Genomic DNA, 16498 nt, shown 5'->3' with positions numbered 1-16498 from the left:
ATGGGGCAAGGTGTTCTGTTGTCAATAAAAGCAATAGTTAGCCTTGCACTAACAAACTTTCTATAAAACAACGAGCAGCGATAGCAAAGCGCTCGCGAGTGTGATTATAAGGATAATAAAATGTCACCACTTCAGATACTTACTGAGTTAATTTCTAGCTCAGGCATCACAGACTTCTCGTCAAACAAAGCAACCGAAAACAAAGCATTCACAAATAAATTTAAGCCAGAAATAGATAAGTTGATTGCTAGCTGCTTACTCGGTCATAGACCTCATAAATTGAATAGCTCGTATTTTGATTTAGGTAAAGCGTCAGAGAGAAGAAAAACCTTCAAGCAATTTGGCAAGAATGACTGCTTTGATTACTTCAATTCTAAAATCGGAATTTTCATCGAAGCCATGGGGCATAAACAAAATAGCCATAACAAGGCTTGGGCTTTAAATGGAGAGTTCAAGCGAGCAATTGATACGTTACTTCCAATAGCAGGAAGTATGAAACTCAGTAACTTCCATCAAATGGCAGTAACTAAGCCTAAACATGACACCGTGTCGTACATTACTCCTGACTATTCAGCTATGCAGGCGTACTTCCAAAGCTCAATGAACACCACCGCTGATAGACTAGTGATGTGGGCATATATGGTGAGCTTTCAGCTTCATGGAGGACAAATCCCTCAATATTATCGAAAAGGTAAAAACAACGGCCTTTACTATCCTGTGGGGGCGTTAAGCATCACTAACAAAAAACGAGAACTGCGTAACACGATTATGAGCAAGTACATTCAATATGATTTAGGCGCTGCGGCATTCTCTATTCTGTACAACTTGAGCAATAATAAACTCAACTACCCTACGCTCAAGCTGTTTATCGACGATCCCAAAGGTTTCCGCCAAACTGTAGCAGCAAAATCAAACCTTACTTATCAAGAGGTGAAACTATGCTTCATTTCAGTCGCATTCGGTGGTGTTCTTTCGGCATATGGCAAAATTGCACAAGAAGTGGATACCACAAAACTTAAACGCTTTGTGGCTGAAGCTGATTATAAGTCATTCAAAAAAGAACTGACTAAGCTACGCCGTGAAATTTGTGACCAAAAACCTTTCATTACTGAGCAAGTGAAGAAAGAGCACCCTAGAAGATATCGTACGAAGGCTAGTGCTCGGATCTATCAATCACATTTAAATGACATTGTCGATTCCATTGCAGAGCTATCAGCTACCCCTAACGATAGTTTATACGTCTATGATGCAATCTTTCTAAAAGACGACTTAAAGGAATCGGACATTGAGTCCAATATTACCAATCAAACAGGGTTCGTCATCAAAGTATCGAAAGAATAAGCGGGGGGATAACCTTTTAGACGTAGGTATATAAATTTGGGGTACAAAGGGCAGTGACGAGACCAGTAAAGATGTTTCTCATGCCCCCCTACCTACTCTTCAATACATCTACGTACCATGGGGGGCTTTGTGACTATCATAACCACGCTACAAAGACCTCCTTGTTCCTTCATTCAAATGAACTGAGAGGAAAAATATAAAAAACCCCACGAGTTTTTTGGCAGCATCCATTCAAGAGGAAACCCATTAATCAACAAGTAATCTCATAAAGTCCTTTTCTAACAAAATCTTAATTTGTTGACCTTCCGAAATTAGCTTTTCTGCCTTTAAGTGCTTGGAGCTTTTCTTCTTCCCTTCAGCTAGCCTATTAAGATCTTGATCACCAACAACAAGCATCGTTGTTTTCTTTGTGACACTATCTTTTACACTGCAACCTAATCGTGCGGCGTATTCGGCTGCCTCTTTTCTTGGAAACTGTAACGTACCCGTAAAAGCTAATAGCTCTCCAAATAATTCACCATCAGGATCACCGCTTTTACTAATATCTACTTTGTAGGTCGATTTAGGTTTTTTTTGTACAAAGGTGAAAGCCTCTAAGACATTTAAACCTTGTTTTTCACTAGCGGCTAAAAAAATTTGACCACATGCCTTAGCATCTTCCAACGCATCATGGTGATTAAATTCAAAACCTAATAAGTTTGATGCCACATTTTTTAGACCATAGCCTCGTTTCGATACTTCTTCCCAGGTGCGCCTAGCTAAACGAGCGGTATCCAACCACTTTGTTTCGGTTTGTTCTAACCCATAAGCATCTAGCGCACGATTTATCGAGACTCGGTCAAAGTGAGTGTGATGAACAACAACTTGACCATCGATATATTCTTTCAGTCGATCATATATTATCGGTAATGTTGGGGCGTCTTGGACATCATCTTCAGTAATGCCATGAACATCGATATTTGCAAAAAAGAAATAGTCTTCAGGGTTGATCAATGTGACCCACTCATCGACTACTTTACCATCTCTGTACTTAACTAGACCAATTTGGCAAATTGACGACATATCTGGATTTGCAGTTTCAACATCTAGTGCTATGAATTCCATCTTTGATACCATACTAACAGATTAAAAACATAGTATACTGTAAGGTAATTAAGTATTTAACCCCTACCCTAAAGAGTGTGATTGCAATGGATCCCAAATTTCAAGAATTTTCAGTTCAAAATGAACCTGGCTCTATACCATTAATGCAAAAATATATCGATAATAAGTGCACTTGGTTCAATGATGAAAGCTCAATTGCCGAGGTCGCTAATTACTTAGTTGGCATGCTTCATGGAGAGAATATCGTCTACAACCTTGATGGTTCGATCAAATATTATGATTGGTATGAATTTGGTAAATTAGTCGTTAGGAAGACATACTAACTCATTTAAGGGAAGACTTGAGTTAGTAATACACTGTGTTACTCAACCCGCGTCCAATAAAAAAGTGTATACACAAAAAGCATTGTTTTTTGATACACGAACAATATAATAAGGGATAAAGAGCCTTTAAGTTCAAACACTTAACATTGTAGCTGCGTAAATCCCGCCAGCTCCACCAAACGTTTGGAAAGGGCCAACTCGAAAGAGTTGGCCCTTTTTGTTTGTCTTAAGCTCATCGACAATAAAGACACCTACAAGTAAAAAGCCACACACTTTTGCAAATGTATGGCTTTTAACAACTCTATATCTGTGATTATCGCTAAACTACCTAATTACTCTGGCTTCCCTAATACATAATCTTCATCGCTGCTGACTACCGCGCCATGCTTTAGGAAATTCTTACCTAAAATCATGCTGTACTCAAAGCGAGAACGATCCTGAAGGTTAACTCTTACTCTCTTTTCTAGATCGCCCAGCTTCACAGTCATTTCTACCACGGGACGAATATTCACCTTCTCACCCTTTTTGGCTTTAATGCGCATCACATCAATCACTGGCTTAGTGAACTCTTGCTTATCTCCTTGATTGTTTTGATAAGTAAAAGTCACCATGTCCTGGCCGTCTTTCTTAAATCGTTTGATGTTCACTGCGTTCATTGAGCTTACATCCGCTCCTGTATCTAACTTGGCTGGGAATGTCATGCCATTCACTTCAACCACTTCAATGTGTCCAACTTTAAACAAAGGCTCTGCTTTTAGTAGGTAGTCAGAACGCGTGTTAACGTAAACGCCTTCTTTCGCCATCTTTTTACCTAAGATGAAATACGCCTCTTTTTCATTTACATCTAAAACATCGAGTGCAAAGTCTTGATGACGAGTTCTTCCTGAAGCAGAAAACTCGCCGCTGATCACCGGGCGAACCTCTTCCCCAACTTTCAGCTTTTTAATGACTTTCTTCGTTACCTGCTGCTGCTCACCATGTTCGTCGACTAAGAAGAAAGTGACGCTCGTATTCTTTCCTTTTCCCGTCATTTCATAGCTTTCGACTTTTAGTACTGGTGTGTTAACAGTGAATGAAGCGACAGCCTTAAGAGGAAAACTATCTAACGTAATGTCTTCTTCTGGTGAAATGATCAACGGTTCACTCGATTCAGCAATATCACTGAAGCTTTCAGAGCCTTCAGAAAGAATATTTTCAGCATTAGTGTCGATCATAAAAAGTTCACTCGTGGTGTTGGTGCCAAGCCTTAACTGTGAACTACTGTCAGAGCGATCTCGTAAATATACTAAAACGTCACGTGTGGTCTTTTCATCAAGTTGAACGGGAACAGACACCAACGGTCTCTTCTTGCCACTTACACTCAACATGCGAACTAATGGCAGGGTTACTTCCTTCTGCTTGCCATCATGACTGAACATGTCAAATGTCACTTCGTTGCGCTCTTTATCAACATCAATGTTCTTTGCATGCAACATGCTATAACGGTTCTTTAGTGAGAAAGTAGCGTTCATTGGCAGGCCGGAAATCGACACCACTTCTTTTCTACCGACAACTTTTGCATTTTCTTGCTCTTGCAGGTAGTCGTAACCCGCGAACACCAATGCGTTATCAGCTAAAAACGTTTTACCAATCAAAACGGGAGCAGAAAAGTGACTTCTATCGGTAAGGTTAACGTCGGTTTTTAGTGCTTTTCCAGCAATGGTGATGGACATTTTAACGGTCGGGCGCAGTAAAGGCGTGCTACTTGTACGGCTACGGATCATGCTGACACGCTCTAATGGCTCTTCAATTATCAACATATCACCAGTGCGAGGGTTCTGAACTTTGAACGATACGACAGCCTCAAATTCGGCAAAGGTACTGCCATCCCAATCGTCGTAACCCACCTTTTTGTTATTTAACACTTCTTGAGTTAGCGCCGCCATCAGCTCTTTATCTTTAAGGTGTTGGTAGCTAGGGTGTACGCTTGTCACATGGATATCTTCAGCGTGCATTGAAGTGGTTTCCGCACCTGTATCAATTTTGCCAATGAAAGGGATATCCTCTAAGCCTTTCACTTCCGATAGGTAAATATTTTCTGTACGGCCCAATACCGTTTTACCATCGAGTTCATAGGTTGGATTTTGCGTTGTCGGTGGAGTATCTGTTGCCAATGAATATTGTGAAAAAAGTAGAGTGCTTAATAGAGTTAGAGCCAAGGGTATTTTTTTCATTAGTTGGTCCGTTGTTAACTGTTCACTACTAATACCTGCGTTAAAGTAAAGAGTTCCCGCATCATCGATGGTTCTCACATAACGTTAACGCTGCTACTTTTTCAATGACAATACGATGACTTTGCGAGGAATTACCCGATCAAAAACTAACAAACGAGCACTGTTGACTCTTTACGGAAGGCGGCTCTGTGGAATGGAGCTAAAGAAAGTCAAAACTAATCGTACTAGCCGACTCTCTCTGAAAGTTAGTCGTCCATTACCTTAAATATGAGCAGCCCCAATAAGCGTAGTACTAAAACGAGCTAACGGTTTGTTTCGCGCATATTGCTCGCGCTTTTTCTGCGCCCTCACCTTTATTTCTATTAAAACATTGGCGATAAGATTCGACGTATCGCTCAAATAACACTTTGGCTTCTGGTTTGGGTTTAGAGAGCAGTTGATTAACGAACTTTCTCGAACCGACCTCGAAATGCTGAGTATCGATTGGAGAATTCCAGTCCCCTCCCCAGATCATGAAGCCATGATGTGCAAACAGCTCGACCACATCTTCCGCCATGCCTCGGCGTTCAATGTCATTACGAGCACGAAAGCGTGTTCTATTCACGTAACTGGTTGCCGACTGCGATGGCTTTACCGTGATGGTTCCGTTGCTATCAAACGCTAAGAAAGGGTTTTGAACTGGGTTGATGTCGATTGCCACACCGTATGCATGCTTCGACCAACCTCCTCCGCCAGTGATAGGCCGAGCATTAAACGCACTGCTGTTATTGGCTTCCATCGAGGCATTGTCATCGCCGTTGAACTCACGCATTAGACGTGCAGAGTGCAGTGGGAAATTACGCTGTTTGAGTTCTAAAAAGATTTGTTCAACAGAAGGGGCGATAACATCAAGCACAATCATGTTCCCCTGCTGTGTTTCGCCTTTAAAGTTAACGAAATAAAAGTCCACTTTGGATAGGCGATCACAGCCAACAGGTGCTCCACTATTCAATACCTTGTTCTTTTTCATCATGTCGCATTGCCACTCAGAGACAGGCGCAACTTGGCCGTAACTCGCCGCACTGATCAAGGTTACCAGCAAACCAACAATTAAACGTTTCATATCAAGGGCCCTAGGGTTAATGAACAGCTTCGAAAGCAACAGAATGGTACTGCTGGCAAAGTAGGTGAGCATTTTTATCGTAAAAAGGAATCGATGAAGACATATGCGCTATTGGAGTAAGGAGTCTAGCTCCATAGTAATAGTGACCTAACAAGATTGCTAGCGGCACATATCGGTTCAGCCACTCCCATCAACATTGACCATTAGTCGCTGTTTTATATAAACATATCTCCACCAACCCATTCAGATAACAAGCGCCTAAAATCAAACTCGGTGGAAAAGTGAAACAAACCAGGTGCAAGACGACAACCGAACAGAGATAATTGTTTTACCGTAATGCTCCCAACCTCAACACTCAGCGATAGACGTTCAATGACTCAATACTCCTACATAGACATCCCATTCAACCTACGCCACACCTGTTGGTTTTGTGGTGAGCCTTCGAATCACAGCGTTGAGTTTCCTAAAACCGCTTCACTTTTTTCCAAGGTTGGTCATGCGCCGATAGCACTACCAGCGTGTAAAGAGTGCGCGAGTGTGAAATATGCCAAAGACCTGACTTCGATTTGGGCGGTTCGCGACCAGATAAAGCATGCGCTCATTGATAAGTATGCCAAGCACCTAGGTATTGGTGAGAACTGGACAGAGCAAGAGCTGATAGACAGTGAATTTACGGGCTCGACACTTGGTGGCTTTGGACGCAGCGCTTGGAAGATGTATCAAATAGCCAAGCAACGAGTCGAGTATCAAGGTTGGCCTTTGTCGCTTGATAACATCGCGATTGAGGCCTACGACGAAACCAGTGGCTTTGAATTTGAAGGTACTCGTTATGCTTCAATCCATTCTTGTATCGACTATTTCACCAAGGCAGCCGGGGTAGACAAAGAACTGCTGTCTGAGCTGGTCAATATTGTTTCATCAGAAAGATTTAGCTACGCACTGAAAATTGCAAAGCTGAACAAGAATGTCTCGAATTCCAAGCGTTTGGCTATCATCGATGAGGTGCTGCTGCAAGAATCTGAACAGCAAGAGATTCTACTGGAACAGGCCAATGCAATGTTTAACCCAAATATTGAAGAAGTGTCGGTTGCAGGCTCAACGGCTCCGGGGTTTGCGATTCAATGGGCACTGGCAAACAAAGTGGAAGATTTAGCTCAGCTATGCGCGCTTGAAGATGACTATTTTGACTATTTCGAACACCTTGGCGGCCCTGCGGCTTTCATGTCTTATAACGGCCTTCAGCTCTATTTGGAAGCTCGCCAAAATCCTGAATGGGTAGAAACATCAGACCCAAATAAGCAATATTGGCCCTCATAACCCCGTACTGGTGAACACGTGTAAGCTCGGTAAGCGTGTCTGTGAGTGATTGTTAGTCATTGTTTTATATACAGATCTAAAAATAGGTCTCACATACAGTTAATTGTTGCATTTCGGTTAAATAGAGTGAAAACTTCAATTATCTAAAACTATTTAATCACTGCATCCTTGTAGTGAGTAAGGAGTCAATTGTGCTTGCTGTTCTTCGTATTATCTTGGCTACGGTGTTTATTATTTTCACCACGTTATTTGCTTTTATTTACTGCTTGTTTAGCCCCAAGAACCCTAAGCATGTGTACTTTTTTTGTCGTTGGTTCAACCAATTACAGAAGATCCTTGGTGTAAAACTGGTGCAACGTGGCCTAGAGAATGCCCCAACACCAGAAAAGAGCGTGTATATCTCTAACCACCAAAGTGTGTTGGATTTTGTCACCGACCCAGGAATGTTAAGGCCGCGTACCGTTTCTTTAGGAAAGCGTGATTTATTGATAGTGCCTTTCTTTGGTCTGCTGTATTGGATCACGGGGAACATTCTGATCAACCGTGAAGACAAATCGAAAGCGCGCGATACCATCAAACAAGTGGCAGAAGCGATTCATCAGCGAGATCTTTCTGTATGGGTTTACCCAGAGGGAACACGTAGTAAAGGCCGCGGGCTATTGCCGTTCAAAACGGGCGCTTTTCGAATGGCGATTGAGGCGGGTGTGCCTATCACCCCGATGTGCACGAGCACCACTCACAACAAAATCGACTTTAACCGCTTAAACAACGGCATTGTGATTACCGAGATGCTTGAACCAATTGATGTGTCAGGTTACAAGCTGAGTGACGCAAGAGAACTGGCGAATCACTGCCATGCGTTAATGGCTGAGAAGATTGCAGAATTAGACCGTCAAGTAGAAGAAATTGAGCGGGGAATTCAACCTAAAAGTAACAAGCCAACGGTAATAGAAAGATAAACAAACCGTGCTGCACTAAAGACAGAGGGTTGGAAAAAACAGGAAGGACATCGGCTAAAAACAAACGCCCCATAATGATGGGGCGATTTCAGTATCAATAGAAACGGTCTTTTAAATAGCGTGGGGTGCTATTTACTTAATGCATACGCTGTTAATAAACCGACAGTGAGCGGCATTAACCATAGTAAGCGCTGAAACCAAAACTGAGTAAGGTTCACTTTCTTACGCTTTTTCGATTTCTGATGACTGGTTTTGTAGTGAGAATGTTTCACAGAATGCTCTATAACAAATCAATATAGATACCTGTATTTTCCCATGTTTTATAATCAATTACACGACTATTGACCACCTGAATACCCTGATAGGACAATATTACGACGAGTAATTACCCTTTCATCAAAATCCGGTGAACCGTTCATCACTATCTGTCACGCTAAGCCGTTTTCTTTTCACTAACGCGTCATTTTTTTCACAAAGACCACCACAAACAGTGCCATTGTAAAACTTCCCATAAAAGCCTCAAAGGCAGCGATAAACCGCGCGGCTCCTACCGGCGATATATCGCCATAACCAAGCGTTGTAAACGTCACGATACTGAAGTACAGAGCATTAAAAAACTCTAACGCTAGATACTTTAGACCGTGCCCTTGAACAGAGTGTGCCACCACCGTATCTAAGAGGAAGTAAGCAACCGCACAAGTAAAAATTAAGATGATGGAAAACAAAACAACTCTTAATGGTGACTCTCCGTACCCGCAAAAGAAATCAACCATTTTCGATATGAACCGCTGCAAACTCCATCGTGGCATTTGATAGCGCCGAAAGCGCATTTCCTTCTTAAAAAAATTACCCGCGGTTTCGAACAGCCCTTGCTTCTCACATTGCTTTCGAATGTTTCGGCAGACTTCTTCTGCTTCTTGATACAAGGAAATAGCTCGTTTCGATTCCCCTCTTTTAAGCGCTTTTTTTGCATCCGTTTCTTGTTTTAGATATTGCCCCCAATTCACATTATCGAGACGCGCTCTACCTAAATCAGAACCAAGTAAATTGCAGTCATCCAAATGGGCACAATGCAAATTGGCGTGAAACATTTTTGCCTTCATTAGCGAAGACCCACGCAGATCTAACCCAAAAAAATGAGCATCAGTTAGATCTGCACGATAAAAATCGGCACCACGGCATAAATAGCCGTCTTTACAGCCTCGATTTACTAAATCAATATCAGTTAAATCGGTTTTGGCGAGTTGGAAACCATCCAATGGTTTACCGTCTAAAGCCCAACGTTCTACTTGTTGTTTTACGTCGTCGCCACTTTTATCTACTTTGGGATCGTGCCAATAACATAAGCCCGAATCGCCACATTCTTCTTCACAATGCCAACCGTCTGGATTCTCGTAGCCACATATTTTTTTATCGGTCGTCATGACTCACCCCCCTACAGTTAATGATAAGTGTAGGAGGCAAGAGGAGACATTTCTCGTGGTAGAAGGAATTTTTTAAATGTGAATAGATTGAGCGACTTGCTGCTTCATCCACTCAGCAAAGCATGCGGAAGCATGAGAATCGGTATGAGAGAGCAAATAGTAACCGGCATTAGCGCAAATCGGTGAAAATGGTGCAACCAGTCGCCCTGAACTAAGTTCATCTTGAATTAACGCCTTTCGCGCCAACGCGATTCCAACCCCAGCTTCTGCCGCCGACATTGCCATATCTGTTCGGTTGAAAAAATGACCTTTATCGGTATCGATTGTTAACTGTTGTGAACGCGCCCAAAACGCCCATTCATGATCACGAGCTGCGTCATGCCATGGTTGCGCGTCATGCAAAAGAGTCACCTCTTCCCAAGATGAGGTTGCTTGGGCGCCTTGCGCTAACCAAGAATGCGCGTGTAAATATTGAGGACTCATTACGGGTATTAAGCTTTCTTCCAACAGCAGCAAAGCCTGTTTATTGCGGTAGGGGATCGTTCCATAATCAATCGCTAAGTCGTAATCTTGCTGGGCATGATCAACCAACGCACCTTCCGCGTAGGTTTGCACCTGAATGTCTGGGTATAAACGATGAAAATCTTCTAACCGCGGAACCAACCACTTAAACGCAAACGAAGGTGTGAGCTTCAATCTCACTTCAGAATGCGATTTAGACTTCAATTGTAAGGAACCTAACGCTGTATCGATATCTTCAAAACTCGATGAAGCCACACGATGCAGTAATTGTCCCGCTTCCGTCAGCCTAACCCCCCGAGAATGCCTATCCACCAGCTTCATACCAATGTTGTCTTCAAGCTGCAACAACTGCTGACTGATCGCCCCGGTGGTCAAGCACTTAGCTTTCGCCGCCGCCGTTAAGCTACCAACTTTCCCCACTTCAACGAAAGTCAAAAGCGCCGATGCCATATTACTTTTCAGATGCTTCATCCCTAGCCTTTAGAAAAACTAAACACAGTTATTAATTCTTATCGATTGTTAGCATTTTGTAAATCAAAGAGACTAGTCTCAGTCAAAAATTGAGGTGTGCTATGAAAGTGATCGTACTAGGTGGAGGCGTGATTGGGTTAACCAGCGCTTGGTATTTAAATCAACGCGGCCATGACGTAACGGTTATCGATAGGCAATCGCAATGTGGTAAAGAAACCAGCTTTGCCAATGCAGGACAAATATCTTATGGCTATTCATCGCCTTGGGCGGCACCAGGTATTCCATTAAAAGCTATTCAATGGTTAATGCAGGAGCATGCGCCACTCAAAGTAAAACCAAGTTTGTCACCCGAAATGATCGCTTGGGCCAGCAAAATGCTCGCCAATTGCAGCCACCAGAATTACAAGATAAACAAAGCTCGCATGCTTAGACTGGCTAACTATAGCCAAACTTGCCTCACTCAGTTGAGAAATGAAACCGATATTCAATATCAAGGTCGCCAGCTTGGAACACTACAAGTATTTAGAAATGCTAAACAGCTGGAATCCATAAAAAAAGACATCGCGCTACTTCAACAAAGTAATACCGACTATTCGCTGCTCGACGTCGGCGGTTGTATCAGTAGAGAACCCGCTCTGGAACGGGTGAAAGACAAACTCGTTGGCGGCCTACATTTGCCCAATGATGAGACAGGCGACTGCTACCTATTTTGCCAACAACTGACGGAGCTTGCGAAAGCTGCGGGCGTCAAATTTATGTTCGCTACCGACGTTCAAGCTCTGGAATTGAGCCATGGGAAAATTCAATCTGTCAAAACCAGTACTGGGCAGCTAACAGCGGATCATTACGTAGTTGCATGCGGCAGCTATTCAACAAAGTTATTAGCGCCACTGGGTATTCACTTGCCTACGTATCCAGTCAAAGGCTATTCACTGACGTTACCAATCAGTAACCAAGAGCTTGCTCCACGCTCCACCGTAATGGACGAAACCTACAAAGTGGCCATTACACGCTTTGATGATCGCTTGCGGATTGCGGGCACTGCCGAATTAGCGGGCTTTAATTTAGCCATTCCAGAAAAGAGAACCGCGACTATCGATTTAGTCGTCAACGACTTGTTCCCGGAAGTGGGTGACTTTTCGCAAGCGGATTACTGGACCGGGTTAAGGCCAATGACACCAGACGGTACGCCAATCATTGGAAAAACCGCCATCAAGAACCTATTTACAAATACGGGTCACGGAACCTTAGGTTGGACCATGGCTTGCGGATCAGGAAAGTTACTGGCGGATATCGTTAGTACAGTCCCACCAGAAGTCGAACATGAAGATTTAGGTATTCAACGCTATGCCCGTTAAGTACCACTATAGGATAAGACGCTATTTTATACTGGCAAGGCAAAATTAAATACATTGCATATACATGCAAGTTAACCGAACTAAATGCTGCCAGAACATATATCACATGAATATATACAGGGATAAGATCTTTTTAGCTTAGTAGATACTAGTCATTAACATTACGTTAGCATTTCGTGCTCACCATCACGCATTAGGCTAAAAGCAGATAAATAAATTAACAATTCAATTACAAAAAGATTAATATATCGAACGAAAAACAATCATAACAGTCAATAACAGGGAAAATACTCATGCAGTCATTCGTTGATTTTTTGAATGGAATAATCTGGAGTCCAGTGCTGATTTACTTGTGTCTAGGCGCAGGTTTGTTCTACTCCATAATGACCCGATTTGTTCAAATCCGTCACTTCTTTGAAATGTGGCGCTTGCTTCTATCTGGTAAAAGTTCAACTAAAGGTATCTCATCTTTCCAAGCGTTAGCCGTTTCGCTTTCGGGTCGTGTAGGTACTGGTAACATTGCTGGTGTTGCTGCCGCAATCGGTTTTGGTGGCCCAGGTGCCGTATTCTGGATGTGGGTAGTAGCCTTCTTTGGTGCTGCAACCGCATACGCAGAATCTACACTTGCACAAATCTATAAAGAAGAAGACGAAGGTCAATTCCGTGGCGGCCCGGCTTACTACATTGAAAAAGCAATGGGTCAAAAATGGTATGCATGGATCTTTGCAATCGCAACCATTTTCGCATGTGGTATTTTACTTCCTGGCGTGCAATCAAACAGCATCGGTAACGCAGTAGAAGCGGCATTCGGTTCTGGCGCAATGATTGAAACAGCTATCGGTACATTCAGTTTTGCTAAAATTTTCACTGGTACTGTTATCGCAATCATTCTAGGTTTCATCATCTTTGGTGGTGTTAAACGTATTGCAAACTTCACACAAGTCGTTGTTCCTTTCATGGCACTGGCTTACATCATTGTTGCTTTCATCATCATCTTGCTAAACATCAGCCAAGTGCCTGTTGTTTTCTCTATGATTATTGGTGACGCATTCACACCTATGGCTGGCTTTGGTGCTGCTATCGGTTGGGGTGTTAAACGTGGTGTTTACTCAAACGAAGCGGGTCAAGGTACTGGTCCTCACGCTGCAGCTGCGGCAAGTGTTGATCACCCAGCTCAACAAGGTTTGGTACAGTCATTCTCTATCTACATCGATACACTTCTAGTATGTTCTGCGACTGCATTCATGATCATCATCACTGGTGCTTACAACGTGCATGGCGGTTCTGAAGGTGTATTCCTTGTTCAAAACCTAGCGGCAAACATTGGTGCAAATGGCCCAGTGTTCACGCAAATGGCAATTGAAAGTGCAATGCCTGGCATCGGTAAACCGTTCATCGCATTCGCGCTATTCTTCTTCGCATTCACAACGATTCTTGCTTACTACTACATCGCAGAAACAAACATTGCTTACCTGCGTCGTACTATCAAGATCCCTGGCATGATGTTCGCTCTAAAAGCTGTACTTATCACTGCTGTATTCTACGGCACGGTAAAAACTGCGAACCTTGCATGGGCAATGGGTGATGTTGGTGTTGGTCTAATGGCATGGTTGAACATTGTTGGTATCATCATCATCTTCTTCATGGCTAAGCCTGCAATCAAAGCTCTGCATGATTACGAAGAACAACAACGCGCTGGTGTAACTGAATACACATTTAACCCTGTAAAACTAGGCATCACTGGTGCTACTTACTGGGAAGAAAAATACAAGCGTAAAACAGGCAAATCTCCTGAAGAGGAAGTAAGCCAAGCGAAACCTGTTGAGCAGCCATCTGCTTAACAAGTCTGAAAATAAAAAAGGGTTAGCCTAATAGGCTAACCCTTTTTTTATGTTCCCAAAAAAATACCTTACTGACTAGATAAGGTGAGCAGTGACTTATGCTGCGATTTCTTGAGTCATCGCTTGCTCTGCTGGTTTTTTCTCACCAATAGGCAAAACAGTACGACCGTATTCATTATTGATCACTTGTGCCATTGCGAAGTAAATCGCTGACGCACCACAGAAGATACCTTCAAAGCCTGCGATCATGCCAATAAACTCACTACCAGTGAAATCACGAGCGGCTAGCAAGAAGAACAGAATAGTCAGAGAGCCAAATACAACTTGCTTCGCTACTGGGTAGCACAGGGAACCAATGAACATGAAGCCTGTGAATACACCCCATAGTAATAGGTACCAACCCATGAAACTTGCAGGGCTTGCTGGTAAGCCCATGTATGGCATAACAATTAAACCAACCAAAGTTAGCCAAAATAAACCGTAAGAAGTAAAAGCTGTAGTACCGAAAGTATCGCCACGTTTAAAGCACATCATGCCCACTAATACTTGGCTCAAACCACCGTAAAAGATACCCATGGCTAGAATCATTGAATCGATTGGAAAGAAACCAGCGTTATGGATATTTAGAAGAATGGTAGTCATACCGAAGCCCATTAGGCCAAGCGGCGCAGGGTTCGCGAGTTTAGTCGACATTGCGTGTGTACCTTACTAAGTGTTTAGGTTATTAAAAATAACTGATAAAAATTGTAAGAAAATTTTAATCTATAAGGCACTGTAAAAGGAAAGCAAGAAATCGAAAACTAAGGTTGTACAAATGATCACATATAAAAAAGAGGCCGTGTTTGGCCTCTTTTTTATTGATTCAGAGAATGGGAACGCTACAGACTGGCGCTACTCTGTTGATATTCACCAGCCTTAGCTTTATCCCAGCTAGATAGAGCGATGATTGTCACCGCCTGAATAAATAGCGCAAACAAGACGACCAATGCACTTGCGGTAATTCCAGCAATCACAAAACAAACCAACGCTATGGCACCATTCATCAAAGCATACGGTAGTTGAGTCTTAAAGTGCTCATACTGGTCACACCCTGCACCAGTTGAAGAAAGAATCGTAGTTTCTGAAATCGGTGAACAGTGATCTCCAAACAAACCTCCAGATAAAACTGCGCCAATCGCCACAAGCAATGGAGCATCAATCGCAACGGCCGTCGGAATCACAAGTGGCATCATGATCGCGAAAGTCCCCCACGATGACCCCGTCGCAAATGAAATAATCGCTGATAGCAGGAACGCTACCGCAGGTACTAACCAGTAAGGGAAGCCACTTTGCGCTTGCTCTGCAATGTATGCGGCCGCACCAAGCTCTTTACCTACCGTACTCAAGGCCCATGCTAGTACTAAGATGATCGCAACTGGCATCATATTTCCCATACCCTTTAGGTATACAGAAATGCCATCAGACAATTTCCTTACGCCATAAAAAGCCATTAATGACACTAAAGTAATAGCCGCAAAGAAATAAGCCGAAGACAACGCAGCTCTAAATGAAGAGCCCGCCACTTTTTGGAACGGGAACCCTTGTGGAACCAACATAGTGCATAGTACGACTACCATGACTAATAACGGTGCCCAAACAAAAGAGGACTTTGCATTTTTATGCGAAAAAGGTTTTAGTGAATCGCTAACCGCACCAGAAATCACACCCGCTTTAGCATCGCGCTCCGCTTTTGCCATCGGCCCAAAATCTAAGTTTTTCAGCGACACTAAAGGGACGATAAAAATCGCTAGGAACGCATACAGCTGAAATGGAATCGCGCCGATAAATGCATCCCAGTCTGACATTTCAACTCTGAGAGCAGTAAATTCCTTTTGAATTAATCCCATGATGTACACCCCCCAGCCAATGAACGGGATCAGGATGGCAACAGGTGAAGATGTCGAGTCGATAATAAAGGCCAGTTTTTGTCTGGATATTTTCAACTTATCAAACAAAGGACGAAAAACAGGGCCGACAATTAATGGCGTACCAAGGTCGGAAAAGAAAATAATAATCCCACCAAACCAAGACGATAATTGAGCTTGGCATTTGTTTTTCACCCATAGTGTTACCTTCTGAGCAAAAGCGACACCGCCTCCAGACTTCTCCATCAAAGCAACAAAACTGCCGATAAAGATCAACAGCATAAGCACACCTGCGTTGTAGCTATCGGTCAGCTGCGGAACTAAGTAGCTTTTTACCATGGTACCAAACGTATCAAGTGGGTTTAGCTCACCAAATAGGCCGGTTAACATCGCGACCCCACTTAAGACCCCGGCAAACAATCCAATGACAACATTTCGAGTCGTCAGCGATAGCGCTAATGTAATCACGATGGGTATTAAAGAGGTAATATCGGTCTGTTCCATAGGTACACCACAATCCTAAAATAAAAAATATAAGTAATAACTTTTTGTGAATATATATTCACCCAACAACGATGTACAGAACTTTATTCTCTATATAAAGAAAATTTACCGCAAG

13 protein-coding genes and 1 pseudogene are annotated in these 16498 nt (G+C 42.8%); 5 read left to right on the top strand and 9 right to left on the bottom strand.

Annotated elements, in window-relative coordinates; all coding sequences use genetic code 11:
• Positions 1–120 precede the first annotated feature (120 nt).
• Complete coding sequence (locus ELZ11_RS19950) at positions 121–1341, top strand: hypothetical protein (RefSeq protein ID WP_137359141.1); 1221 nt, start codon at positions 121–123, stop codon at positions 1339–1341.
• 246 nt (positions 1342–1587) lie between these two features.
• On the opposite strand, the gene ELZ11_RS19945 is transcribed toward ELZ11_RS19950, so the two are convergent.
• From ELZ11_RS19945 to ELZ11_RS24125, 4 genes and pseudogenes are all read right to left on the bottom strand, one after another.
• On the bottom strand, positions 1588–2445 hold the full coding sequence (locus ELZ11_RS19945) for an exonuclease domain-containing protein (RefSeq protein ID WP_137359140.1): 858 nt from the start codon (positions 2443–2445) through the stop codon (positions 1588–1590).
• A 655-nt stretch (positions 2446–3100) separates the two neighbouring features.
• The gene (locus ELZ11_RS19940) at positions 3101–4981 is read right to left on the bottom strand and encodes an ATP-dependent zinc protease family protein (protein WP_137359139.1); all 1881 of its coding nucleotides are present in this window, start codon (positions 4979–4981) and stop codon (positions 3101–3103) included.
• A 292-nt stretch (positions 4982–5273) separates the two neighbouring features.
• Positions 5274–6083 carry a M15 family metallopeptidase gene (locus ELZ11_RS19935; RefSeq protein ID WP_137359138.1) on the bottom strand — a complete coding sequence of 270 codons (810 nt, stop codon included), beginning with the start codon at positions 6081–6083 and terminating at the stop codon, positions 5274–5276.
• 19 nt (positions 6084–6102) lie between these two features.
• Positions 6103–6186, bottom strand: a pseudogene (locus tag ELZ11_RS24125) (class I SAM-dependent methyltransferase); the annotation flags it as partial.
• A gap of 269 nt (positions 6187–6455) precedes the next feature.
• Here ELZ11_RS24125 and ELZ11_RS19930 point away from each other — a divergent pair.
• Positions 6456–7400 carry a hypothetical protein gene (locus tag ELZ11_RS19930; protein WP_137359137.1) on the top strand — a complete coding sequence of 315 codons (945 nt, stop codon included), beginning with the start codon at positions 6456–6458 and terminating at the stop codon, positions 7398–7400.
• A 191-nt stretch (positions 7401–7591) separates the two neighbouring features.
• Positions 7592–8359 carry a 1-acylglycerol-3-phosphate O-acyltransferase gene (locus ELZ11_RS19925; protein WP_137359136.1) on the top strand — a complete coding sequence of 256 codons (768 nt, stop codon included), beginning with the start codon at positions 7592–7594 and terminating at the stop codon, positions 8357–8359.
• 128 nt (positions 8360–8487) lie between these two features.
• Here the strand turns inward: ELZ11_RS19925 and ELZ11_RS23860 are convergent, their stop codons facing one another.
• The 3 genes from ELZ11_RS23860 to ELZ11_RS19915 form a co-directional block, all read right to left on the bottom strand.
• Positions 8488–8631 (bottom strand): hypothetical protein, encoded by a 144-nt coding sequence (locus tag ELZ11_RS23860; protein ID WP_167494728.1) that lies wholly within the window; start codon positions 8629–8631, stop codon positions 8488–8490.
• A gap of 180 nt (positions 8632–8811) precedes the next feature.
• Positions 8812–9783, bottom strand: a complete 972-nt coding sequence (locus tag ELZ11_RS19920) for an ion channel (RefSeq protein ID WP_137359135.1) — start codon at positions 9781–9783, stop codon at positions 8812–8814.
• 72 nt (positions 9784–9855) lie between these two features.
• Positions 9856–10776: a LysR substrate-binding domain-containing protein gene (locus tag ELZ11_RS19915; RefSeq protein WP_137359134.1), complete on the bottom strand. Its 921-nt coding sequence runs from the start codon at positions 10774–10776 to the stop codon at positions 9856–9858.
• Positions 10777–10877: 101 nt separating this feature from the next.
• Here ELZ11_RS19915 and ELZ11_RS19910 point away from each other — a divergent pair, with 101 nt between their 5' ends.
• Together ELZ11_RS19910 and ELZ11_RS19905 are read left to right on the top strand one after the other, a co-directional pair.
• Entirely contained in the window at positions 10878–12134 is a 1257-nt protein-coding gene (locus ELZ11_RS19910) for a D-amino acid dehydrogenase (RefSeq protein ID WP_137359133.1), read from the top strand.
• Positions 12135–12427: 293 nt separating this feature from the next.
• On the top strand, positions 12428–13975 hold the full coding sequence (locus ELZ11_RS19905; RefSeq protein ID WP_137359132.1) for an alanine/glycine:cation symporter family protein: 1548 nt from the start codon (positions 12428–12430) through the stop codon (positions 13973–13975).
• Positions 13976–14071: 96 nt separating this feature from the next.
• On the opposite strand, the gene ELZ11_RS19900 is transcribed toward ELZ11_RS19905, so the two are convergent.
• Positions 14072–14668, bottom strand: coding sequence for an acetate uptake transporter (locus ELZ11_RS19900; protein WP_137359131.1), 597 nt, complete (start codon positions 14666–14668; stop codon positions 14072–14074).
• 185 nt (positions 14669–14853) lie between these two features.
• Entirely contained in the window at positions 14854–16383 is a 1530-nt protein-coding gene (locus tag ELZ11_RS19895; RefSeq protein ID WP_137359130.1) for a Na+/H+ antiporter NhaC family protein, read from the bottom strand.
• Between the last annotated feature and the right edge of the window lie 115 nt (positions 16384–16498).

The organism is Vibrio profundi (assembly GCF_005281835.1).
Classification (GTDB): domain Bacteria; phylum Pseudomonadota; class Gammaproteobacteria; order Enterobacterales; family Vibrionaceae; genus Vibrio; species Vibrio profundi.
Note: the sequence above shows the minus strand (reverse complement) of the source record. Positions and strands in the feature narration are given on the sequence as shown.